At 49.9% G+C, this 22,918-nt stretch carries 26 protein-coding genes; 16 read left to right on the top strand and 10 right to left on the bottom strand.

The genetic code is table 11. The annotated features are described in order from the left end of the window. Position 1: 1 nt before the first annotated feature. Both BLU47_RS11505 and BLU47_RS11500 read left to right on the top strand, forming a co-directional pair. Positions 2 to 1,249, top strand: a complete 1,248-nt coding sequence (locus BLU47_RS11505; protein WP_091962770.1) for a DUF1015 domain-containing protein — start codon at positions 2 to 4, stop codon at positions 1,247 to 1,249. A gap of 65 nt (positions 1,250 to 1,314) precedes the next feature. Then, entirely contained in the window at positions 1,315 to 1,893 is a 579-nt protein-coding gene (locus BLU47_RS11500; protein ID WP_091962768.1) for an IMPACT family protein, read from the top strand. On the opposite strand, the gene BLU47_RS11495 is transcribed toward BLU47_RS11500, so the two are convergent. From BLU47_RS11495 to BLU47_RS11475, 5 genes are read right to left on the bottom strand one after another with little or no spacing between them, the layout of a single operon-like run. Next, entirely contained in the window at positions 1,888 to 3,435 is a 1,548-nt protein-coding gene (locus BLU47_RS11495) for an NAD(P)/FAD-dependent oxidoreductase (protein WP_091962765.1), read from the bottom strand. The genes BLU47_RS11500 and BLU47_RS11495 overlap by 6 nt on opposite strands. Beyond that, entirely contained in the window at positions 3,435 to 3,824 is a 390-nt protein-coding gene (locus tag BLU47_RS11490; protein WP_091962762.1) for a YkvA family protein, read from the bottom strand. Before BLU47_RS11490 ends, BLU47_RS11495 begins: the two co-directional genes overlap by 1 nt. A gap of 50 nt (positions 3,825 to 3,874) precedes the next feature. Continuing rightward, positions 3,875 to 4,711, bottom strand: a complete 837-nt coding sequence (locus BLU47_RS11485) for an N-acetylmuramoyl-L-alanine amidase-like domain-containing protein (protein WP_176780571.1) — start codon at positions 4,709 to 4,711, stop codon at positions 3,875 to 3,877. A gap of 2 nt (positions 4,712 to 4,713) precedes the next feature. Beyond that, complete coding sequence (locus tag BLU47_RS11480) at positions 4,714 to 5,826, bottom strand: DUF4421 domain-containing protein (RefSeq protein WP_255402175.1); 1,113 nt, start codon at positions 5,824 to 5,826, stop codon at positions 4,714 to 4,716. A gap of 16 nt (positions 5,827 to 5,842) precedes the next feature. Beyond that, complete coding sequence (locus BLU47_RS11475; RefSeq protein WP_091962757.1) at positions 5,843 to 6,826, bottom strand: Gfo/Idh/MocA family protein; 984 nt, start codon at positions 6,824 to 6,826, stop codon at positions 5,843 to 5,845. An 80-nt stretch (positions 6,827 to 6,906) separates the two neighbouring features. On the opposite strand from BLU47_RS11475, the gene BLU47_RS11470 reads away from it, so the two are divergent. The 6 genes from BLU47_RS11470 to BLU47_RS11445 are packed head-to-tail and all read left to right on the top strand — an operon-like array spanning position 6,907 to position 13,980. Further along, a complete protein-coding gene (locus BLU47_RS11470) occupies positions 6,907 to 7,590 on the top strand; it encodes a hypothetical protein (protein WP_091962754.1) in 684 nt (227 codons plus the stop codon). Further along, a complete protein-coding gene (gene hisB, locus BLU47_RS11465; protein ID WP_091962750.1) occupies positions 7,587 to 8,645 on the top strand; it encodes a bifunctional histidinol-phosphatase/imidazoleglycerol-phosphate dehydratase HisB in 1,059 nt (352 codons plus the stop codon). Before BLU47_RS11470 ends, hisB begins: the two co-directional genes overlap by 4 nt. A 5-nt stretch (positions 8,646 to 8,650) precedes the next feature. After that, entirely contained in the window at positions 8,651 to 10,657 is a 2,007-nt protein-coding gene (gene ligA / locus BLU47_RS11460; RefSeq protein WP_255402174.1) for an NAD-dependent DNA ligase LigA, read from the top strand. After that, the gene (locus BLU47_RS11455) at positions 10,654 to 11,937 is read left to right on the top strand and encodes an O-acetylhomoserine aminocarboxypropyltransferase/cysteine synthase family protein (RefSeq protein ID WP_091962748.1); all 1,284 of its coding nucleotides are present in this window, start codon (positions 10,654 to 10,656) and stop codon (positions 11,935 to 11,937) included. The genes ligA and BLU47_RS11455 overlap by 4 nt, the downstream gene beginning before the upstream one ends. A 1-nt stretch (position 11,938) precedes the next feature. Beyond that, positions 11,939 to 12,430, top strand: coding sequence for a hypothetical protein (locus tag BLU47_RS11450; RefSeq protein WP_091962745.1), 492 nt, complete (start codon positions 11,939 to 11,941; stop codon positions 12,428 to 12,430). A gap of 53 nt (positions 12,431 to 12,483) precedes the next feature. After that, complete coding sequence (locus tag BLU47_RS11445) at positions 12,484 to 13,980, top strand: L-fucose/L-arabinose isomerase family protein (protein WP_091962743.1); 1,497 nt, start codon at positions 12,484 to 12,486, stop codon at positions 13,978 to 13,980. Between the two features lie 72 nt (positions 13,981 to 14,052). Here the strand turns inward: BLU47_RS11445 and BLU47_RS11440 are convergent, their stop codons facing one another. The 3 genes from BLU47_RS11440 to BLU47_RS11430 form a co-directional block, all read right to left on the bottom strand. Next, positions 14,053 to 15,378: an anaerobic C4-dicarboxylate transporter family protein gene (locus BLU47_RS11440; RefSeq protein ID WP_091962740.1), complete on the bottom strand. Its 1,326-nt coding sequence runs from the start codon at positions 15,376 to 15,378 to the stop codon at positions 14,053 to 14,055. Positions 15,379 to 15,465: 87 nt separating this feature from the next. Then, a complete protein-coding gene (locus BLU47_RS11435; protein WP_091962737.1) occupies positions 15,466 to 16,128 on the bottom strand; it encodes a hypothetical protein in 663 nt (220 codons plus the stop codon). 13 nt (positions 16,129 to 16,141) lie between these two features. Then, complete coding sequence (locus tag BLU47_RS11430) at positions 16,142 to 16,624, bottom strand: RNA polymerase sigma factor (RefSeq protein WP_091962734.1); 483 nt, start codon at positions 16,622 to 16,624, stop codon at positions 16,142 to 16,144. A gap of 568 nt (positions 16,625 to 17,192) precedes the next feature. Here BLU47_RS11430 and BLU47_RS14835 point away from each other — a divergent pair. The 8 genes from BLU47_RS14835 to BLU47_RS11395 are packed head-to-tail and all read left to right on the top strand — an operon-like array spanning position 17,193 to position 20,266. Further along, on the top strand, positions 17,193 to 17,336 hold the full coding sequence (locus tag BLU47_RS14835; protein WP_176780570.1) for a hypothetical protein: 144 nt from the start codon (positions 17,193 to 17,195) through the stop codon (positions 17,334 to 17,336). 5 nt (positions 17,337 to 17,341) lie between these two features. Continuing rightward, positions 17,342 to 17,755, top strand: coding sequence for a secondary thiamine-phosphate synthase enzyme YjbQ (locus BLU47_RS11425; RefSeq protein WP_091962732.1), 414 nt, complete (start codon positions 17,342 to 17,344; stop codon positions 17,753 to 17,755). 1 nt (position 17,756) lies between these two features. Continuing rightward, positions 17,757 to 18,155 (top strand): FKBP-type peptidyl-prolyl cis-trans isomerase, encoded by a 399-nt coding sequence (locus BLU47_RS11420; protein WP_091962729.1) that lies wholly within the window; start codon positions 17,757 to 17,759, stop codon positions 18,153 to 18,155. Then, positions 18,152 to 18,490 (top strand): hypothetical protein, encoded by a 339-nt coding sequence (locus BLU47_RS11415; RefSeq protein ID WP_091962727.1) that lies wholly within the window; start codon positions 18,152 to 18,154, stop codon positions 18,488 to 18,490. Before BLU47_RS11420 ends, BLU47_RS11415 begins: the two co-directional genes overlap by 4 nt. A 10-nt stretch (positions 18,491 to 18,500) precedes the next feature. Next, a complete protein-coding gene (locus tag BLU47_RS11410) occupies positions 18,501 to 19,148 on the top strand; it encodes a Vat family streptogramin A O-acetyltransferase (protein WP_176780569.1) in 648 nt (215 codons plus the stop codon). 10 nt (positions 19,149 to 19,158) lie between these two features. Further along, entirely contained in the window at positions 19,159 to 19,683 is a 525-nt protein-coding gene (locus BLU47_RS11405) for a P-loop nucleotide/nucleoside kinase family protein (protein ID WP_091962725.1), read from the top strand. A gap of 23 nt (positions 19,684 to 19,706) precedes the next feature. Next, the gene (locus BLU47_RS11400) at positions 19,707 to 20,033 is read left to right on the top strand and encodes a thioredoxin family protein (RefSeq protein WP_091962722.1); all 327 of its coding nucleotides are present in this window, start codon (positions 19,707 to 19,709) and stop codon (positions 20,031 to 20,033) included. Continuing rightward, positions 20,030 to 20,266 carry a hypothetical protein gene (locus BLU47_RS11395; RefSeq protein ID WP_091962721.1) on the top strand — a complete coding sequence of 79 codons (237 nt, stop codon included), beginning with the start codon at positions 20,030 to 20,032 and terminating at the stop codon, positions 20,264 to 20,266. Before BLU47_RS11400 ends, BLU47_RS11395 begins: the two co-directional genes overlap by 4 nt. Positions 20,267 to 21,184: 918 nt before the next feature. Here BLU47_RS11395 and trpS read toward each other — a convergent pair. Together trpS and BLU47_RS11385 are read right to left on the bottom strand one after the other, a co-directional pair. Beyond that, positions 21,185 to 22,276, bottom strand: a complete 1,092-nt coding sequence (trpS, locus tag BLU47_RS11390) for a tryptophan--tRNA ligase (protein ID WP_091962718.1) — start codon at positions 22,274 to 22,276, stop codon at positions 21,185 to 21,187. Positions 22,277 to 22,290: 14 nt separating this feature from the next. Then, positions 22,291 to 22,881: a hypothetical protein gene (locus tag BLU47_RS11385; protein WP_091962716.1), complete on the bottom strand. Its 591-nt coding sequence runs from the start codon at positions 22,879 to 22,881 to the stop codon at positions 22,291 to 22,293. Between the last annotated feature and the right edge of the window lie 37 nt (positions 22,882 to 22,918).

Genomic DNA, 22,918 nt, shown 5'->3' with positions numbered 1-22,918 from the left:
CATGGCTATAGTAAAACCATTTAAAGGAATACGCCCACCGAAGGAACTGGTGGAGCAGGTAGAGAGCCGTCCTTACGACGTGCTGGACTCTGAGGAGGCCCGTGCCGAGGCCGGCGACAACGAGAAGAGTCTGTATCACATCATCAAACCTGAGATTGACTTCCCCGTAGGCACGTCGGAATACGACCCGCGCGTCTATGAGAAGGCTGCTGAGAACTTCCAGAAGTTCCAGGACAAGGGATGGCTGGTGCAGGACGACAAGGAGCACTACTACATCTATGCCCAGACCATGAACGGCAAGACGCAGTACGGACTGGTGGTGTGCGCCCATACCGACGACTACCAGAAGGGTAACATCAAGAAGCACGAGCTGACCCGTCGTGACAAGGAGGAAGACCGCATGAAGCACGTCCGCGTGAACAATGCCAACATAGAACCCGTGTTCTTCGCCTATCCAGACAACAAGGTGCTCGACGAGCTCATCATGCGCTATGCCGCCACGAAGCCTGAGTACGACTTCATCGCTCCTATCGACGGATTCCGTCATCAGTTCTGGATCATCGACGACGACAAGGATACACAGACCATCACCGCTGAGTTTGCCAAGATGCCCAGCCTCTATATCGCTGACGGACACCACCGCTCAGCAGCTGCCGCACTGGTTGGTCAGGAGAAGCAGAAGCAGAACCCCAACCACAAAGGCGACGAGGAGTACAACTACTTCATGGCAGTATGCTTCCAGGCTTCACAGCTGACTATCCTCGACTACAACCGCGTGGTGAAAGACCTCAACGGACTCAGTTCGGAGGAGTTCTTAGCTGCCCTGCAGGTGAACTTCACCGTGGAAGACAAGGGCACCGATATCTACAAGCCTCAGCAGCTGCACGAGTTCTCGCTCTATCTTGACCAGCACTGGTACAGTCTGAAGGCGAAGGAGGGCACATACGACAATACCGATCCCATCGGTGTGCTGGACGTGGACATCTCGAGCCGTCTGATACTGGACGAGATACTGAACATCGGCGACCTGCGCTCGTCGAAGCGTATCGACTTCGTGGGCGGACTGCGTGGACTGGGTGAGCTGAAACGCCGCGTAGACAGTGGCGAGATGCGTGCCGCGCTGGCTCTCTACCCTGTCACCATGCAGCAGATTATGGACATTGCCGACTCGGGCAAGATTATGCCTCCAAAGGCTACGTGGTTCGAGCCGAAGCTGCGCTCAGGACTGGTCATTCATAAATTGGTATAACTAGATTCTCTAGATGCTCTAGAACTTCTAGAATATCTAGAGCATCTAGAAGAACTAGAAAAAGCATGACTGACGAATTCAAGACAATAGCAACAACAAGCGAGGGATACTACACCGAGAAACGGAGCAAGTTCCTCGCTTTTGCTCACCCTGTCAGCACGGTGGACGAGGTGAAGGATATCGTGGCGCAATACCGCAAGAAATACTATGATGCACGCCACGTCTGTTATGCGTATATGCTGGGCGCAGAGCGGCTGGAATTCAGAGCCAACGACGACGGAGAGCCTTCATCGACAGCCGGCAAGCCCATTCTTGGACAAATCAACTCGAACGAACTGACGGACATCCTGATTGTCGTTGTGCGCTACTACGGAGGTGTCAACCTGGGCACCAGCGGACTCATCGTAGCCTATCGCGAGGCTGCTGCCGATGCTATAGCACACGCTAACGTCGAGACGCGCCAGGTGGAGGAAATCGTGAAATACTCGTTTGCCTATCCGCAGATGAACGATGTGATGCGCATCGTGAAGGACATGAATCCTCGCATCCTCTCACAAACCTACGACAACACGTGCGAAATCGTGTTGTCTATTAGAAAAAGCGAAGCCGAACAGCTTCGCAATCGCTTGAACAGCTTGTTATAATCCCAGATACTGTGCACACATCTCTGCACAGCGCTCACCATCAACACCTGCCGAGACTATTCCTCCGGCATAGCCAGCACCCTCGCCACAAGGGAAGAGCCCCTGCAAGCGGACGTGCATCAATGTGTCGGCACTGCGCACAATGCGCACAGGACTGGAGGTGCGCGTCTCCACACCAATCATCAGTGCTTCGTTGGTCAGGAAACCATGACTCTGACGACCGAACTGCTTGAAGCCTTCCTGCAAGCGATGGCTGATGCTTTTAGGCAACCAGAAATGCAAGGGGGAGGATATCAAACCTGGCGCATAAGAGGAACGAGGCAAATCATAGCTCAGACGCTTGTTCACAAAATCAGCCATACGCTGTGCAGGTGCCGTCTGGCGCATATTACCCTGTTGCCAGCAGTCGCGCTCCAGTTGTTCCTGGAAGTGCATGACGCGCAGGGCATCATTCCCCTCGATGTCCTCAGGTCGAATTTCGACCACCATGCCGCTATTGGACCACTGTCCGCCACGATTCGAGGGCGACATGCCGTTGACGACGATTTGTTGCTTGTCGGTAGCGGCAGGAATGACGAAGCCACCAGGACACATGCAGAACGAGTAGACGCCCCTTCCGTCGACCTGCGTGACAAACGAATATTCAGCAGCAGGCAGGTATTTTCCCCTGCCCTGTTTGTTATGGTATTGTATCTGGTCGATGAGCATCGACGGGTGTTCCAAACGGACTCCCACTGCAATGCCCTTCGCCTCTATCTCAATATTGCTCTCTGCCAAATAGCGATAAACATCGCGCGCAGAATGACCAGTGGCGAGAATAACAGGGCCTTGATATTCCTTGTCGGCTGTGGCACAGCCGACTACACGATTGTTTTCAAGCAGCAACCGTGTCATCTTCGTCTGGAAATGCACCTCGCCACCACAACGAAGGATGGTGTTGCGCATATTCTCAATGACACGCGGCAACTTGTCTGTGCCGATATGCGGATGCGCATCAGCGAGGATATTCGTCGAGGCACCATGCTGACAGAACACGTTGAGTATCTTCTCGATATTGCCACGCTTCTTGCTGCGGGTGTAGAGTTTGCCATCACTATAGGCACCTGCCCCACCCTCGCCAAAGCAGTAGTTGCTCTCAGGGTCAACCTGTTGCGTCTTGGTAATCTGCGACAAGTCCTTCTTGCGCTCATGCACATCCTTACCACGTTCCAACACGATGGGGCGCAAGCCAAGCTCAATCAGTCGGAGCGCAGCAAAAAGTCCACCAGGACCAGCACCCACGACAATCACTTGCGGCTTGTCGCTGACATCAGGATAATCCACAGGAACGTATTCATCGTCCTGAGGCTGTTCGTTGATATAGACGCGCACTTTCAGGTTGACAAAGATAGTACGCTGACGAGCGTCAATGCTACGACGCAGGATGCGCACACTCGTCACCGTGCGCACATCAAAGCCATACTCGTCGGCAAGCCAACTACGTAGCGACTGCTCATTAGCAGCTACAGGAGGCAGTACTCTAACTTGATACTCCTGTATCATTATTCTGCCTTGAACAGGTCGTTAATCTCGTCTATCTCGTCTTCGTCAAACCACTTGGCAAGCTTCTCCTTCGCCTTTGTCTGGATATCGGGGTCGATATCAGTCCATACCTTCTTCAGCACGAACAACAGCACGGCGAGGTCGTCGCTAAGACCGGCAATGGGGATTGCATCGGGGATGACGTCGAGGGGACTGATCATATAACCCAGTGCTCCGATAATCATCGCCTTGTTAGCGGTGCTCACCTTGTCGCTCTGCAGCGTGTAATAAAGAATCAGTGCGGCATACACCAGCTTTGCGCCGGCGCGCTTGGCAATACTGGAAATTTTCTCAACAAAGTCCGACTGAGAGAACTTGTTGGCATAGCTCATAAAATCGGGTAATTCCATCTTATTATTTACTATTTGACAATTGACTATTTGACTATTTGACTATTTGACTATTTTATTCTGATGACACGAATGCCTGTATGGGTGGAATGCTTCTGTAAATACTGACGAAGGGGCATGGGTTCTGTCACCACTTTGTGATGCAGTTGCGAGGCATTGAGCAGGTGGAGTCCGTCCTTCTGCCATACGGCAAAGCCCAGGTGGGCGATCTCCAACCCTTTTTTCTTGCAGGTAATGGCAATGATATCACCGTCCTTCACCGTCTGCCGCATCAGCTGGGTATTCTTGACAGCAAGTTTGGGGATATAGCGGAATGTCTTGCCTGTGAGCGCCTTTTCCTGCTGGCGAATTTCTTTCACCAGCGAAGGGTTCGCCTTCAGTGCCTTATAACTTCCTGGATGCTGACTCATGAAGTTGACGTTGATGTGCTGAAGAGCCGTGAAGGGAGGATTGGGCCGCTGAATCTCCTCAACGAGTCCCATCTGTTGCTTATCCAGAATCCAGTCGGTGAAATAGTGCAGTCGACTGGGATAGCCGTTCAGCACACCCTGACGATAGCGCAGAATGCGCAATGCCTGCAGATAGTCAGTCCACTGGCGCTTCTCCTGCTTGACACACAGCGTCAATGCCGTTACCGTCTCGACAAGGGTTGTGCAATCCAACTGTCGAGTGTTGACAACCAGTTGTTCGCGGTCGTTCACCTCCAGGGTGTGTGCTACATAAGGCACACCATGGAATTGGCGTGCGAACCATAAGGTGGAAGCATTGGCAGGAGCCTCCTTCAACAGCCGGCAGACGGTCAGGCTGTCAGCCTTCGTATAGGTTGTCTGTGCTGAAACCGAAAGGCTCAACAGCAGAACCATCATTCCTATTATATATCTCTTCATAGTCATTTCTTTTTATAGCGCGACCGGAGTCCGAAGTTATAACCGATATAGATACACACCTCGCCCAGCACATTATTTGCCACAAAGCGCTCTTTCCGATAATTGTAGGAGCGCACGATGGCACTTGCACCAGCATACCATCTGGTATTGTTGTAAACCAGTCCGAAGCGTCCGATAGCATCCAAATTGAAATTGTCAATATCGAATCCGCCCTTGTCGTCATTTGCCGTCTCACCACGACTCTTCTTGTAGGCGAGAGCTACTGATCCGCTGGCACAGAACAAGCAGTTGCGTGCAAACACCCAGTTGTAGGCGTAGCCCACGGAGGCGTTGATGTTGTAATACTTCACGCTGTTAAACATCAGTGCACTATCCAGTTTCACCTTCTGCTTGCCATAGCGCTCGTCCACCAGTTCCTGGAAAGCCTCATGATCAAACTCCAGGTTGTTGCTCATATAGCCGAGTCCGGCCATCCACGAACCACAGCTGATCTTCTGGCAGGTACTCTGGGCAAAGGCCGCAGGATAGGAGAAGCGCTGATGGTTGAAGATGTAATAGAGACTGACTCCTGTAGTACCCACATTGAAACCATCGAAGGACAGTTCTTCGAGCAGGCGCTCCTTAACCCCTTTTCCCAAATCCACCTCACGCAGCATGTAGTTGTTGCGGGTGTGGTGATAATAGATGTCCGCACCTATCTGTGCACTGTAGATACTGGCATCAATGCCCTTCCATCCTGAGGAGGAGAAGTTCAGGCTGATGTTCCGCAAGTCGAGCGTGTAGCCCAGGAATATCCAGCGCCAGCCGAAATAGGGACCCACCTTGAAGATATGACGTGGTGAGAAAGACACCGACTGACCTTCTTCGCCTGTAGACCGGAGACGATAGAAGTCCCACGTGTATCGTCCCAGTGCCATTACCGACCAGTTGTAGTGTTGCGGCTCCACATAATTCTCGTCGATATAGCTGAAGCCACGAATGGTGCGGCGCAACCAGCTGCTCTCCTTCTTGGGCTGTTGGAATGTCAACGTGTCGGGCTGGTCAATGTTGAGCGTATCGGAAGCCCAAGCCCCAAGCCACATCATCGTCAGCACTATCGTCACCAGTCGTCGCATTCGTCCTCTCTCGTTTTCAGAACTTTCCTAAGATACGGTCCATGACCCAGTTGACGGGCGTTGCCGACACACTGGTGCACTCGCAGAGCCCGATACCTTGAAGGTGTTCACATACACTCTTGATGATAGGATACTGCACATAGGGAGGATTGGGGATGGTAATGGTCTCCAAACCCTCGCTGGTATGTAACTTAATAGGCTCATAGTCGAATACCGAGAAACTGACAGAGCCTCGGTCTCCTATAATCTCTATGCGATCCTCACGCGCAGACTCATGAGCCACGAAGCACCATGAGCCACTGCCAGGCAGTCCTCCCTCAAACTCGAAGCACGCACAGACGGAGTCTTCTGCTTCATAGAGTCCGCCACGATTAGCACAAATGCCACGGGCCTCGGTGATGACGCCATAGATGTGTTGCAGCAAATCGAGCTGATGAGGAGCCAAGTCGTAGAAATAACCACCTCCGGCAATGTCTGGTTGCAGACGCCATGGGAGTTGTCCATTCTTGGCATAGTCCAGTTCACGAGGGGGAACGGCAAAACGAATCTGTACGTTAATGGTCTTGCCGATGACGCCATTGTCCACAATGTCCTTGACCTTTTGGAAATAAGGCAGGTAACGACGATAATAAGCCACAAAACAGGGTACACCCGTCTCCTCGCTCACGCGGTTGATGCGGGCACAATCTTCATACGAAGCAGCAAGCGGTTTCTCCACATAGACGGGTTTACCTGCTTTCATCGCCATGATGGCATAGGTGGCGTGGCTACTGGGAGGCGTGGCAATGTAAATCGCGTTGACGTCGGGATCGTCAATCAGTTCCTGAGCGTCGGTATACCATTTGGGAATACCGTGTCGCTCGGCATAGCTACGCGCATTTTTCTCGTGTCTGCTGGCGACTGCCACCACGCTCGAGCCCTCTACATCCGAGAATGCAGGACCACTTTTCTTCTCCGTCACTTCACCACATCCAATGAAGCCCCATTGTAATATTTTCATAATTTATCTTTAAAGATGGTGCAAAGATACGAAAAAATGCCTACCTTTGCAACACTCTTAGGAAAAAATAGTTCGAAAAGATGGAAAAACAAAAAGAAACAACCCTGATGAAAGAGCGAGGCTATCGGAGTGTTATCACGACAGCACTGCACTTTTATACGTCCTCATTTCGCAAGATTTTCAAAGCCACATGGCCCTTCACACTGGCCTTCTGCCTGATTGCTGCCATTACCGGCGCGCTATTGACCACCTACCTGATTCCGGTAGGATTACAGTTGTTGATATTGCCTGGCTACCGGTGGATGGTGGTGCAGGAGCACTTGCCGCTCATTGGGGGTGTGGTACTCCTGATGGTGGTAAATCTTGCCTTGCTGGTGATGATTGGCAGAAGCGCAGGGCGCCGCCTCCAACTGTTCCAAAGAATGAAACAGGCAGTAAGAGCTGCCCTCAGACATTGGGCTTTGACGTTAGGCATCCTGTTGTTGGGATTTATCGTCCTCGTACCCGTCTGCCTGTTGCTCAGCCTGCCAGTCATTATCCTGACAACAGCATGTATCCAGGCTCAGATGGGCACTCTGATAGGTGATCCCTTGGGATTGCCGACCTGTTTTCCGTGGATGGCTGGCGCTACCTGGCTGTTGGCAGCCTTCCTACAAGTCTACGTCCTGCTCATCCTGTTGGTTGTTGGTTATTATGCATACGGCTCCGTAGAGACCAGGCAACGTGACCGTGAGAAACAAAACAGAACATTCAATAATTTATGAAAAAGATACTTTTTATCGACCGCGACGGAACCATTATCCGCGAACCTGCCGACGAGCAGATTGATGCCTTTGAGAAACTGCAGTTCGTACCGCGAGCCATCAGTAGCCTCGTATTCCTGCGACAGCATACGGACTACCTGTTCGTGATGGTCAGCAATCAGGACGGACTGGGCACCGATGCTTTCCCAGAGGACACTTTCTGGCCTGTTCACAACTTCATCCTCGACACATTGAAGGGCGAGGGTGTCGTGTTTGACGACATTCTGATAGACCCTCATTTCCCTGAGGACAATGCTCCTACGCGCAAGCCAAACACAGGACTCGTGGAGAAATACATGAACAATCCCGAATACGACATCGCACACAGCTACGTCATCGGTGACAGGGAGACTGACCGACAGTTTGCCGAGAACATCGGATGCAGATTCCTACAAGTGGGCGACTGGGACAAGGTGGCTGCCATTGCCTATGGCGGAGAACGCACGGCAGAAGTTCAGCGCACCACCAAGGAAACAGACATCTATATCAAGGTGGACTTGGACGGAAACGGGCACTGCGACATTCAGACGGGACTGGGATTCTTCGACCACATGCTGGAACAGATTGGCAAACACGGCATGATGGATCTGACCATCCGCGTGAAAGGCGACCTGCACGTTGACGAGCACCACACCATCGAGGATACTGCTTTGGCGTTGGGCGAGTGTCTGCTCAGAGCATTGGGCGACAAGCGAGGCATTGAGCGCTATGGCTATGCCTTGCCTATGGACGACTGTCTCTGTTCCGTATGCCTGGACTTCGGTGGTCGCCCCTGGCTGGTTTGGGACGCAGAGTTCCACCGTGAGAAGATTGGCGAGATGCCTACGGAGATGTTCCTGCATTTCTTCAAGAGCCTCAGCGATGCCGCTAAGATGAATCTGAACATCAAAGCCGAAGGACAGAATGAGCACCACAAGATAGAAGGCATCTTCAAGGCATTGGCTCGTGCACTGAAAATGGCAGTACGCCGTGATGTCTATCACTATGAGCTGCCTTCCACCAAAGGATTGTTATAATCTTTATGAATACTGACGAGAAGATACTCAGAATGCAACAACTCGTCCGCGAGTTGAACGAGGCCAGCGAAGCCTATTATAACGGTTTGGGCGAGCGTATGACGGACTACGAGTGGGATGCCCGTTTCGACGAACTGCGACTCCTGGAACAGGAGACAGGCACTACCCTGCCCGATTCTCCTACCCAGAAAGTTTCGGAAGACAGCATCGCCGGCCAGAAAGAGGAGCATGAGTTTGCTGCACTCTCACTGGCTAAGACCAAGAAGACTACTGACTTGGTGAAATGGGCCGAGCAGAAGCCCATCTGGATTTCGTGGAAACTGGATGGTCTGACGCTGGTGGTCACCTACGACAACGGCAAACTGACAAAGGTGGTCACCCGTGGCAACGGACATATCGGCACCAATATCACGCATCTGGCCTCTGCCATCAGCGGCATTCCTGCCACAATTCCTGCTCAGGGACATACCGTCATTCGTGGCGAGGCAGTCATCTCCTACGACGACTTCGACCGATTCCTCATGGAGAGCGGCGAGGACTATGCCAACCCACGCAACCTGGCCTCGGGATCACTCACGCTGAAAGACGTCGAGGAGGTGCGACAACGACATATCCAATGGATTCCATTCACCTTAGTATATACCGAAGAGGACATCAACTCTTGGGGCGGACGCATGGACTGGCTCGACCATCAAGGATTCAACACTGTGGAGAGACAGTTAGTCAACACGCCTGACATCGGTTCCGTGGAAGAGTGCATCACGGCATTTACCAAGGAAGTTACCACAAAGCAGAATCCCTTCCCTGTCGACGGACTCGTTATCTGCTACGACGACACCGTCTATGCGCAGACAGGCTCCATCACCGGACACCATGCCACGCGAGCCGGTCTGGCTTTCAAATGGCAAGACGAAGCAGCAGAGACCACGCTCAAAGAGATAGAGTGGTCGTGTGCCGCCTCTACCATCTCGCCTGTCGCCATTTTCGAACCCGTTGAGTTGGAGGGCACTACTGTCAAGCGCGCCTCGCTGTGTAACATCAGCGAGTGTGAACGACTGGGCATCGGTGCCACAGGAACGCGCATCAGCGTCATCAAGGCTAATAAGATTATCCCGAAGGTCATTAAGGTCGAAGCGGCTGTTGGCTCATTCTGCATTCCTGAAGAGTGTCCGGTATGTCACGCTCCTGCCGTTGTCAAGGTAAGCGAGGTCAGTGGTACGAAGACGCTCCACTGCACCAATGGTGAATGTCCTGCCAAACAACTTCGTAAGTTTGCCCGCTTCGTGTCGAAGGAGGGCATGAACATCGACGGCATCTCCGAACAGACACTCTCGAAGTTTATCAACTTGGGATGGGTCAGCGAGTATGCCGACATCTACGAACTGAGAAGCCACATCCGCGAACTGGCTCAGATGGAAGGCTTTGGCGAGAAGTCGGCTTCCAACATCATGCGCTCTATCGACAAGTCGCGCGACGTGGAGGCACACCGATTGCTTTACGCCCTGAACATTCCCCTTTGTGGACTGGACGTCTGCAAGCGGCTGCTGTCAGCCTATCCCTTGGCAGACTTGGTCTTCGAGGCCACAAAGGCTGGTGCTGACCTTTTCTCTCCCCAAGCCGAGCCTCAGGAGGTTTTTGCCCACGTCAATGGCATTGGTCCTGAGAAGTCGGCATCCTTTGTACGCTGGTTCCGCGACGAGCACAACCTGACGCGCTATCGTCACCTGATGGAGAAAATCAGCGTGACGCAGGCCGACAACTCGCCCAAGGGAAACCGTTGCGAGGGACTGACCTTCGTCATCACGGGCGACGTACACCATTACAAGAATCGCAACGAGCTGAAAGCCTATATCGAGTCACAGGGTGGCAAGGTGGCCTCGGCAGTCAGTGGTTCCACGTCTTACCTTATTAATAACGATGTCACCTCCTCTTCCGGAAAGAACAAGAAGGCAAAGGAGCTGAACATCCCAATCATCTCAGAAGAAAAATTTATTGAAAACTATCAGATATGACTCAGAAAATGAAAACCGCTACGCTCTGCGTACAGGCAGGATGGAAGCCGAAGAACGGCGATCCGCGTGTACTGCCTATCATCCAAAGTACCACTTTCAAGTATGACAACACGGAAGAGATGGCAGACCTCTTCGACCTGAAGAAGGAAGGCTATTTCTACACACGTCTGCAGAACCCTACCAATGACGCTGTTGCCTCCAAGATTGCAGCCCTCGAAGGCGGCGTTGGTGCCGTACTGACCTCCAGTGGTCAGGCTGCTAACTTCTATGCTGTTTTCAACATCTGCGAGGCTGGCGACCATATCGTCACCTCCAACGAGATCTACGGTGGTACCTATAACTTGTTTGGCGTCACACTCAAGAAGCTAGGTATCGAGTGTACCTTCGTATCTCAGGAAGCCTCGGAAGAGGAAATCTCTGCTGCTTTCCGTCCTAACACCAAGGCTCTGTTTGGCGAGACTATTTCCAATCCGGGTTGTCAGATTCTCGACATCGAGAAATTTGCACGCATTGCGCATAAGCACGGTGTGCCCCTGATTGTCGACAACACCTTCCCCACTCCTATCAACTGTCGTCCCTTTGAGTGGGGCGCTGACATTGTCACCCACTCTACCACCAAGTATATGGACGGTCATGCTACTCAGGTAGGAGGATGCGTAGTGGATAGCGGCAATTTCGACTGGGATGCCCATGCTGACAAGTTCCCCGGGCTTACCACGCCCGATGAGTCGTATCACGGACTGACCTATACCAAGGCTTTCGGCAAGATGGCATATACCACCAAACTGGTGGCTCAGCTAATGCGTGACCTGGGCTCTATTCCTGCTCCTCAGAACTCGTTCCTGTTGAACCTCGGACTGGAAACGCTTCACCTACGTGTTCCCCGTCATTGCGAGAATGCACAACGCGTGGCCGAGTTCCTGAACAATGATCCGCGCGTAGCGTGGGTTCACTATAGCGGACTGCCCAACGACAAGAACCATGCTTTGGCTCAGAAATACCTGCCCAACGGCTCATGTGGCGTCATTGCCTTCGGACTGAAAGGCACGCGTGAGACAGCTGTCCAGTTTATGGACTCCCTGCAAATGATTGCTATCGTAACCCATGTGGCTGACGCCCGTACCTGCGTGCTCCATCCGGCATCACACACTCACCGTCAGCTCTCCGACGAGCAACTGCGCGAGGCTGGAGTGGCCCCTGACCTCATCCGCCTAAGTGTTGGCATCGAGGACTGCGATGACATCTTGGCCGACATCAAACAGGCACTGGATAAGATTTAGCATGAATATTCTGTTGATGATGCTTCGCTCCGCACGCCCCAGTCGTACGGAAGACATGAAGGCCATTGCCAAGCCACGCTGGATTAAGCAAGGCTATGAGGCGCTGACCTTCTTCGGCACCATCATCACACATACCACTCAGGAAGCCGAAATGTTCAACAGGCGTTTCGACTTCCTGAAAAACCACGAGATGATACACCTTTATCAGGCGCGAGCTACCCACGACTCGTGGACCTGTTTCTATCTGTTGTATGGTTGGTATTGGCTATGCGCGTCGCGCTACTACAGACGCCTGCCTAATGCGGGCTACTTGCTGAACCCTTTCGAGTTGGAAGCCTACGGACATATGCACGACATCCACTATCTACAAAGGCAGCAGCAGGCTGTTGAATGGAAACATTACGCCCAAATGTCACTGGCTGAACGCTATACACACTACACAAAGAATATGTTACAAAAACAAATGTCGAAAAATTTGGTCAGTTCGCAATAATAGTGTATCTTTGCAGCAATTAATTCATTACGAAACAAATACTTTTTAAGAAAATGAACAACGTACCTAACATTAAGATTGGAATCGTCGCCGTTTCTCGCGACTGTTTCCCTGAGTCATTGGCTGTTAACCGTCGTAAGGCCGTTATCGCTGCGTATGAAAAGAAATTCGGTAAGGAAGGCATCTACGAGTGTCCTATCACCATCGTTGAGAGTGAGATTCACGCTCAGCAGGCTCTTGAGGACGTGAAGAAGGCCGGCTGTAACGCACTCTGTGTCTATCTTGGCAACTTCGGTCCTGAAATTTCTGAGACCATGATTGCTGACTGGTTCCAGGGCCCCACCATGTTCTGCGCTGCTGCTGAGGAGACACAGAACGACCTCATCGATGGTCGTGGTGACGCCTACTGCGGTATGCTGAACGCCAGCCAGGCTCTGAGCCTGCGCAAGACTCGCGCATACATTCCCGAGGAGCCCGTTGGCACTGCTGAACAGTGCGCTGAAATGATTCACGAGTTCCATCCCATCGCACGCGCTATCGTAGGTCTGCAGAACCTGAAGATCATCAGCTTCGGTCCCCGTCCTAACAACTTCCTGGCTTGTAACGCTCCTATCCGCGCCCTGTATGACCTCGATGTTGAGATTGAGGAGAACTCAGAGCTCGACCTGCTGGAGGCTTACCAGAAGCACGCTAACGACCCACGCATCGACGATGTCGTAAAGGATATGGCAGCTGAGCTGGGGCATGGCAACAAGATTCCTCAGGTGCTTCCTAAGCTCGCTCAGTACGAGCTGACACTGACCGACTGGATTGAGGCTCACAAGGGTTCTCGTCAGTTCGTCGCTATGGCAAACAAGTGCTGGCCTGCCTTCCAGACCATGTTCGGTTTCGTTCCCTGCTATGTCAACAGCCGTCTGACTGCTCGTGGCATTCCCGTAGCTTGCGAGGTCGACATCTATGGCGCGCTGTCAGAGTATATCGGAACCTGCATCAGCCAGGATGCTGTTACCCTGCTCGACATCAACAACACCGTTCCTAACGATATGTACGAGGAGAGCATCAAGGGCAAGAAATTCGCTTGCGACACCTACACCGACAAGGAGATCTTCATGGGCTTCCACTGTGGTAACACGGCTTCTACCAAGGTTTGCAACTGTCAGATGTGCTTCCAGCGCATTATGGCTCGCGCCCTGCCTGTTGAGGTTACCAACGGTACACTGGAAGGTGACATCCTGCCTGGTCTGGCTACTGTTTATCGTCTGCAGTCAACTGCTGACACCAAGCTCCGCGCTTACATCGCACAGGGCGAGGTTATTCCTGTAGCAACCCGCTCATTCGGTTCTATCGGTATCTTCGGTATCAAGAACATGAGCCGTTTCTATCGTCACGTCCTCATCGAGAAGCACTACCCACACCACTGCGCCGTGATGTTCGGTCATCAGGGTAAGTACTTGTGGGAGGTTCTCAAGTACATGGGCATCCCCGTTGACGAGATTGACTACAACTTCCCGAAGGGTGACTTCTACCCCACCGAGAATCCGTTTGCATAATCCGCAATGGTCGTATGATAATAAAGAGCAGCCCCGCTTATCGAGGCTGCTCTTATTTTTTATGTCGCCGATTCAGTAAAGAAGCATCATCAACAGATAGCCCACGCCGATGCTCACGAAGGTCGTGATGAAACCTGCCAACTGGAAAGAGTGGTTCACCACATATTTGCCAATGCGCGTCGTACCCGTACGGTCGAAACCGATAGCAGCCACCTCTGTAGGATAGTTTGGCAAGAAGAAGTAGCCATTCACGGCAGGGAACAGCACCAGCAGCACCATCGGAGGCACACCCAGCGCCAGTCCAACGGGGAAGAGTGTCTTGACAGTGGCGGCCTGCGAGAAAAGCATGATGCTGAACAGGAACAACGGAATGGCAAACAGCATCGGATAGCTGGTAAAGAAGCTATCCACACCGCCCAGTATCACCTCGTGGTGAGCTTCAAAGAAAGTGCTGCCCATCCAGGCCACACCAAAGATAGAGACCATCGCGTTCATTCCCGCAGCAAAGACATTACTGCTGGCGGCTTTGCGCACATCAGCCTTTCCCACCAGCAGAATCAGAGCAGCAATGCTCATCATCACCACTTCAATCGTCGTATTCATGGCCAGCCGAATACCGTTAAATGAAGGGCGCAATTCTGGGAATACGCCAAACAGCACCACCAACAGCACACCCAGCATGAATGCCAGCACGGCCCATTTGGCTTGTGGGTTGCTGGCCATGGTCTCGTCGCGAGTCTCATCTTCCGCATTCAGCAGTCCCTCACGGATTCGTCGCTGATATTCCGCATCTTTCTCCAGCGGCTTGCCCACATAGTTCTGCACCAACGACGCTATCAGAATGGCGATGAGGGAGGCCGGAATGGTAATCGCCATGATCTCCGTCATACCAATACCCTTGTCGCCCAACAACATTTCCGACACAATAGCAGCAGTAGCAGCTGATACGGGCGAGCCCGTACACCCCAACGACGCCGCTATCGTCGCCACACTCAGGGGACGTTCTGGGCGCACCTTGTCTTTGCGCGCAATCTCCGAAATGATAGGCAGCATCGCATAGCACGTGTGCGCCGTTCCCGTGCACAGGGTGAGAAACCAGGTGACAAGCGGTGCGTAGAAAGTGATGCGACTGGGGTGCTTCTTCAGAAAGCGTGCCGCTACATTCACCATATAGTCCAGTCCACCCGCCGCCTGCAGGGAAGCCGAAGCCGTGATGACACTCACAATAATGAGCATCACATCGATGGGAATCGCTCCTGGCTCCTCTCCGAAGACAAACACCAAGATGAATACGCCCACCATTCCGTAGATGCCCAGTCCGATGCCACCCTTCTTGGCACCGATGAATATCATCGCCAATACGATGGCCAGTTGCAGGAGAATGATAAATGTTGTCATAGGATGATTAGTTATGATGTTGCAAATATAGACAAAAAAAGGCGAAACTTCAAACATTTCGCCTTTTTTTTACTTTGAGCGTTCTATTTATTCGCTAGCCGTCAGGTCATCTATCTGTTCGATGATGTTCTGATATTGGCGCTGGGTCTTAAAGTGAATTGAGAAACCTATAATGACTCCGATGACTCCACCTATACAACCAGCCCAGAACAAGGGGTGCATCAGCAGGTCATGGTTCTGCTTGTAAACCTCGTAGAAGAACCAGGCTAGCCACAGGATGACGCCTGGAATTCCAATAATTAGCCAGTCGGCATCGAACTTCTTGGCACGGGCCATGCGGCGTCCTACTTCCATCAGGTTGTTGGTCATCAGGTTACTATCACTCAGATTCCTTTTATTATAATAGGTGGCACCCGCACACACCAGCATAAAGATGCTTGTGGCAATCCAGAAGGCAATGGAGAAGTTGCTCAGCACGACGAAGACCCAGTAGCCGTAAGGAACCATCAGTACAGACAGGAAGATGAGTCCAATGTACGTGCGCTTGATGTTGCCAGCAGTACGCTTCATCGAGTGGCGGATGAGCCGGTCGTTGACAATCTCTTGTTGGTTCAGCTTATTCTTGAGCGTATTCAGCTGAAGGCGCATATTCTCTAATTCGAAGTTCTCGTTGTTCAACTTCGTTGCACCTTTCTCACTCTCGGCAGAATGAGTAAACTCATTTTGCTCTCGCTTATTCGAAACATTCATAATGGGTAAGTTTTTAATCGTTTGACATTTGTTTTAACTGCTCGCGGATTCTAAACAGACGGACGCTGACGTTCTTAGTCGTGATACCGACAATCTGTCCGATCTCCTCGTAACTAAGGTTTTCGAGCCAGAGCAGGACAATCGCACGGTCGAAAGGCTGCAAACGGGAGATGCGCCTGTGGAGCATGTCCACTTGACGGGTATCCTCGTCGTTGTCTTTGAAGAGGTTGATGTCCATAGTCAGACGGACTTCTGCCGAGCGTCGCTTCTTTTTCCTGTCGATAGAGATGCAGGTGTTGAGGGCAACACGGTAAATCCAAGTCCTGATGTCGGAGCGATGCTCGAAGCTGTCGAAGCCTTTCCAAAGATTGACTAGTACCTCCTGGAAAAGGTCGTCCACCTCGTCAGCATCTTTTGAGAACATGTAGCACACGGTGTAGATGGTGCTCTTGTGCTCTTTAACGGTTTGTGCAAACTGTTGGTCTAATGCATTCATTGTCTTGTACTGTTTTGAATCCTTTATTCACCCATTAGACGCGGCTATATGATGAAAAACTACAAGTATTTTATTTTTTTTCTACTCTTCCGCTTATTTATCATGATGCAAAGGTACACATTTTACCCCAAAAACTAAGAAATAATGTGTGGTGTTTCACTAAAAAACAGCAAAAAGTCACAAAGTCACAAATAACAAATAACTTTTTGCAGTTTCTTCTGTGAGACACACGAGGTCACATTCGCTTTTGAATCAGGGGACGGTTCTTTGATCCGTTACAATCCTCTGAAAACGAATCAGAGAACCGTCCCTTGATTTATTGCTCAATTTTGGGATTGTATTTCTCTTTAATCACCTTTGCCTGACTGGAGTTGATTCTCGTTTCAGGCAGCAAGTCACATAGCCATGCATCTTTCCTTGTATATCCTAATGGTGCAAGGTAGATAATATGCGATTATCTGGTTTGTCATATCACAAAACATATTAAAACTAAGAGCAAAGTTACTTAATTTGCCGCAAAATCACTACTTTTGCAGCAAATTATTAAAATAGTTTAGGAAATTTGTCTATGGCGCATTTCGGACAGTCAGATGATTTCAGGCGTGAAGAACTGATACGCATCATCGAGCATTCTGTGGAGAAATTGACTTTAGCAGAGTTGGAAGCTCTATACTACGACATGACCACGAAGTCGTATATCAATGACAATTAAGTGATATGGTACAGCAAATAGAGATAATCCTGAAGCCGAAACGCAGAGGTTTCCACTTGGTAACGAGTGAGATTCTGAGTCAGTTGCCCAAGTTGCCTAAGACGGGTATCGTCAATATATTCTGCAAGCATACCAGTTGCGGACTGAGCATCAATGAGAATGCAGATCCAGATGTTCGTGTGGATATGGAAACCATCTTCAACCGACTGGTTCCTGAGAACCGCCCAGAGTATGAGCATACTTTGGAAGGTGCCGATGATATGCCCGCTCATGCCAAGTCCACGTTGAGCGGTGTCAGTATTACTATTCCCATAACTGACGGTCGTTTGAATCTTGGCACTTGGCAGGGTATCTACTTCTGCGAATATCGAAATTACGGCGGTTCCAGAGAATTGGTAGTAACGATTATTGGAGAGTAATATGGATAAACGAGAATACATAAAGGCCAACAAGGATTGGTTAGAGGCGAAAGCCAAAGAAGAGGGTGTCAAGGCATTGCCCAAAGGCATCTACTATAAAGTGTTGAGTGAAGGTAATCAGGACAGCTCCAAGCCGACGGCACGCAGTATCATCACTGCCCATTACACAGGCAAGACCATCGACGGGAAACCGTTTGACAGCAGTCGTGGTGGTGTGCCTTTGGCTTGCAGACTCTGTGACTTGATAGAGGGCTGGATCATCGCCATGCAACAGATGCATATCGGTGATAAGTGGGAGATATACATTCCTGCCGAAATGGGCTATGGCAAATTCTCTCAACCGGGCATCCCTGGTGGCTCTACACTTATCTTTGAAATTGAATTGTTAGGCATAGGATGACTCTAAGGGAACTTATAAACTCTGTAGATTCTGAGCAATACAACGAATCGCCGTTATATCAGAAACTGCGTGAGACTAAGCCTGAATACGGTTCGAACAAACGTATTCAAGTGAAATTGGTTGATGGCGAAATAGCTATTACCAATGTTCATGTTGGTTCGATGGGTGACATCATCACTTATCCTATTGACGTAGATCCAGACCTGAACATATCCAAAGTGCAGCTTCTCGATGCCATTCTACATGAGCTATCCTCCAATGGCTTCAGCGACTCTGAGGCATCTGATTTCTGGAGCGACTTTGACAATTTACAGAAAGCAAAGATTATCAGATAAATCGGTATTTATGGAAATAAAAAACAGACCAAATCCCAATGAGGCTTTTCCTAATCCGAAGATTCCAAGCCTCTGCTTCATCAAGAACGTGGTGAAGAACCCACGTATTATCATCGGTGACTACACCTATTACGATGATGTGGATGGTGCTGACCAGTTCGAGAAGCATGTCACTCATTTCTATGACTTCATAGGTGACCGGCTTATTATTGGCAAATTCTGCGCTATTGCCAAGGGTGTGGAGTTTGTCATGAATGGTGCCAACCATAGGATGGACGGCGTAACAACCTATCCTTTTTACGTCATTGGCGGCGACTGGGGAAGTGCCATTGCTCCTGTGAAAGATGAATTGCCTCTGAAGGGAGATACTGTTGTGGGCAATGACGTCTGGATTGGTCAGAATGTAACCATTATGCCAGGCGTTCATATTGGCGATGGAGCCATTATTGGAACAAACTCTGTAGTTGCCTCAGATATTCCACCTTATGCTGTTGCGGTAGGGAATCCCTGCCGAGTTGTCAGGTTGCGTTTTGACGACGAATTTATCACCTATCTGCTGCAACTGAAATGGTGGGATTGGGATATAAAGAAGATTGAGGCAAATTTCAAAGCCTTGACAAGTGGTGATTTGTCATTAATCAAAGAGATTAAAGATTAGTTTTACATATATGGTTATACTGATAACAGGTGCTTCACATACGGGTAAGACGCTTCTTGCACAGCGTATGCTTGAGAAATACAAGTATCCATATCTGTCGATAGATCACTTGAAAATGGGTATGATCCGAAGCTGTAAGACAAATCTTACTCCAGAAGACGACGATGCCCTTACGGATGAGCTTTGGCCGATTGTGCGTGAAATGATAAAGACAGCAATTGAGAATCATCAGAATCTCATTGTGGAAGGTGGCTACATTCCCATCAACTGGAAGGATAGTTTTCGTGAACAGTATTTAGACTCCATCCGCTTTATTTGTCTCGCCTTCTCTGATGAATACATTGACACTCACTTCGATGAAATAAGAGAACATCGTTCTGATATCGAGGCTCGGCAAGATGACGGCAATTGCACCATCGCGAGTCTGAAGGATGACAATAGGAGGTACATCGATGGTTTTAAGACTGCAGGAGAAAAGGTCTTTTTAATAAGGGCTGACTATGAACAAATGATACAGTCTATTATAGATTTATAAATTCCAATTTGTAGATATAATCGATGAAACACTTGACAAGCATAATAGATATAGAACGGACAATAGCGGATAACTGCTTGTGCCTTTTCTACATCAAGGCTCCAGATTGTGGAGTCTGCAACGTCATGCTTGATAAAGTGGGGAAGTTGGCAGACCAGTTCGCATCTCTGGCTTCTTTCTATACTGACATCACAGAAGAGCCTTTGATAGCAGGACAATTCCTGGTCTATTCAGGGCCAACAGTTTTGCTTCTGATGGATGGTAAGGAAGTATATCGTGGTTCTCAGTTCATTGACTTGGAGGAATTGGAATACAACATTAACCGATTTCTTACGCTTTCAGAACAATGACTGACTTCGATTCCGTTTGGCGCACTCAGGACGAGATAAGAACGGTAGTAAATGCCGTTCTGGGTGAATGTATCTGGAATCTGATCTATAATGAACGACGGATGGCCATTGAGCTGGAGATTACCAAGTGTCCGGAGGAAGAAGAGGTTGACATGCTTATCAACCAGTTTCCTGTACCTGCAGACTATGACGGTGTAGGCTCTAAAGGAACAAAGTTCGTGTTTTACATGTAAAAAAGGGAACTCTCATTTCTGAGAATTCCCCGTGTCCTTTTGAAAGGCATTTTGGCCATTTGTCAAGTTTCTCCATGCTGGCAATATTGGTGTAGTACCAATTGGTGTAATAGGAGGAGCTTGTGGTGCTGCCTCTGAATCACGAGGGACAGGTCAACTGATACAACTCCTTAGCGTGAATCAAAGTTCTGACCCCCTGATTGTTATATAATGTGAAAATGCTACACAGAGCTGAAATTTCAGCCCTGTAACTTTCTCCCACGCAGATTGCGATTTTGTTACTTTGTTATTTGTTATTTGTTATTTTAAGCCATATATTTTTGTTTGCAAGGAAAGAAGGGGCAAAAGAAGATGGTGTAAAGAATTAATTGTTAATTTATTTAATACTTATATAATATAATATATTATATAAGTATTTATTATTTCCTGTATTTTTGAAAACCGCTTAAAGTAACAAGTAACAAATAACAACGTAACAATCGAGTTGTCTATATTTCATACATTTTAATTTCTTGCAAAATTAGGGCGAAAATTAGCCCTCAAAAAATGTGGTTTTTCGGGATTTTATTTGCAAGCCCTTTGAAAATTTCGTACCTTTGCATGGTCAAACGAAAGGTAGCGATGATACGCTCAGGGCAGCTGGAATTTGCGTTTAGGCCTGCGAAAATTTACGGCCTGCCCAGGGAGTAAAAAACCGATGCCGATAACGCTAACCTTAACGGAAACGACAAACAACAAACAAACATCAAAAAAAATTTAACAAACAAGAGAACCTGAGAAGGGACTAAGCAAACCGAGAGGCGAGCAACGAATTAAAATCAAGAGGAGACAAGGAGGAATGGGCATGCTACGAAAAAAGAAAAAGGGAACCACATCTGGACAGACGCAATCCCCTTGGAGTATTTAACGATTCGCGGGTTACTTCTGGCGGAAGGCCTCGGCTTGTGAGCGAATCAGTTCTTCATCGTCGAAATAGTTGATCTGCATGGCCTGGCGCACCTCACTCATGGTCTGAGCAGCAGTCTCACGGGCTTTCTCAGTGCCTCGGCGCAGGATGTTGTAGATCTCGGGGATGTCCTGCTCGAACTCGTGGCGACGCTGACGCATGGGCTCCAAGAACTCGTTGAGAATCTGGTTGAGGAACTTCTTGCACTTCATATCGCCCAAGCCACCACGGCGGTAGTGGTCTTTCAGCTCGTCGAGGTTCTGGTATTCAGGCCAGTACTGTGCAAAGTGTTCAGGACGCGAGAAGGCGTCGAGATAGGTGAACACGGCGTTGCCCTCCACATGGCCAGGGTCGTTCAGATTGATGTGAGTGGGGTCGGTGTACATCGAGCGAACCTTCTGCCAAACGGTGTCAGCATCGTCGGAGAGGTAGATGCAGTTACCCAGCGACTTGGACATCTTCTCCTTGCCATCGGTGCCAGGCAGACGACGTGCAGTGGCATTCTCAGGCAGCATGATGTTGGGCTCGACCAACACGGGAGCATAAATCTGGTTGAAACGGCGCACCAGTTCGCGTGTCACCTCAAGCATGGGTTCCTGGTCTTCGCCAGCAGGCACGGTAGTAGCCTTGAAGAGCGTGATATCAGCAGCCTGTGACACTGGGTAGCAGAAGAAGCCCAAGGGGATGCTCTCGCCCTCGAAGCCACGCATCTTCACCTCGGTCTTCACAGTCGGATTGCGTTGCACACGCGAAACGGAGACAAGGTTCATGAGATAGGTGGTCAGCTCAGCCAACTCAGGTATCTGACTCTGGATGAACAGCACACACTTCTCGGGGTCGAGGCCTGCAGCCAGATAGTCGAGCGCCACATTGACGATGCTCTGGCGAATCTTCTCCGGATTGTCGGCATTATCAGTAAGGGCCTGTACATCGGCCATGAAAACGAACATCTTGTCATAGTCGCCTGCGTTCTGCAACTCTACGCGACGACGCAGTGAACCAATATAGTGTCCCAAGTGGAGCTTGCCCGTAGGACGGTCACCTGTCAGTATAATCTTTCCCATATTTTTGTGTTATTTTATTTTGTTCTTGTCAGTTTGAAGATTTTGCCTTTTTCCTCTTTAATCGTGAGGACCTTGCCGTCCTGGCTGATGAACATGGTATCCTTCTCGTTGTCCTTATCGGCCATGATAACCATGTTGTCCTTGACGATATAGGTGCCTTTCTGCGATGAGGGAGCCACAGCCAGAGCAGCCTTCATGGCCTTGCGCTTCAGCCAGCCGTAACCAGCAGCTTTCAAGGCATCGTCACTGACTTTCGTATCTTGTTTTAGCACGACATTCTTATCGTCCTTGAACTCGACAGTAATCGCCATTTTCATGCCCTTCTTCATAATCTCCATATCAGCCAACTTCTTCTTGATTTCGGCATCCAACTTAGCGACTTCCTCATCAGTCAGTTTGCGGCCTTTCTTTTTCTCGGCCTTGGCAATAAACTTACCACGAGCCTCGGCTACTTTCTTGTCTACATCCTTAGTCGCCTCGTTCATCATGCCAGCCAAGACATTGGGATGATGATAGGTACGGCCGGCAAGGCTTGTCTGAGCACTTATCGCCACGCTAGCTGTCAACAAAAGAACCACCAAAAGCCCGAAAAGCTGTCTTCTCATATCCTCAGTTTTAATAATCGCATGCAAAGGTAAGAAA

The sequence above is a fragment of the Prevotella sp. tc2-28 genome, assembly GCF_900107705.1.
Taxonomy (GTDB): Bacteria; Bacteroidota; Bacteroidia; order Bacteroidales; family Bacteroidaceae; genus Prevotella.
This window is presented reverse-complemented; position numbering and strand designations above follow the sequence as displayed.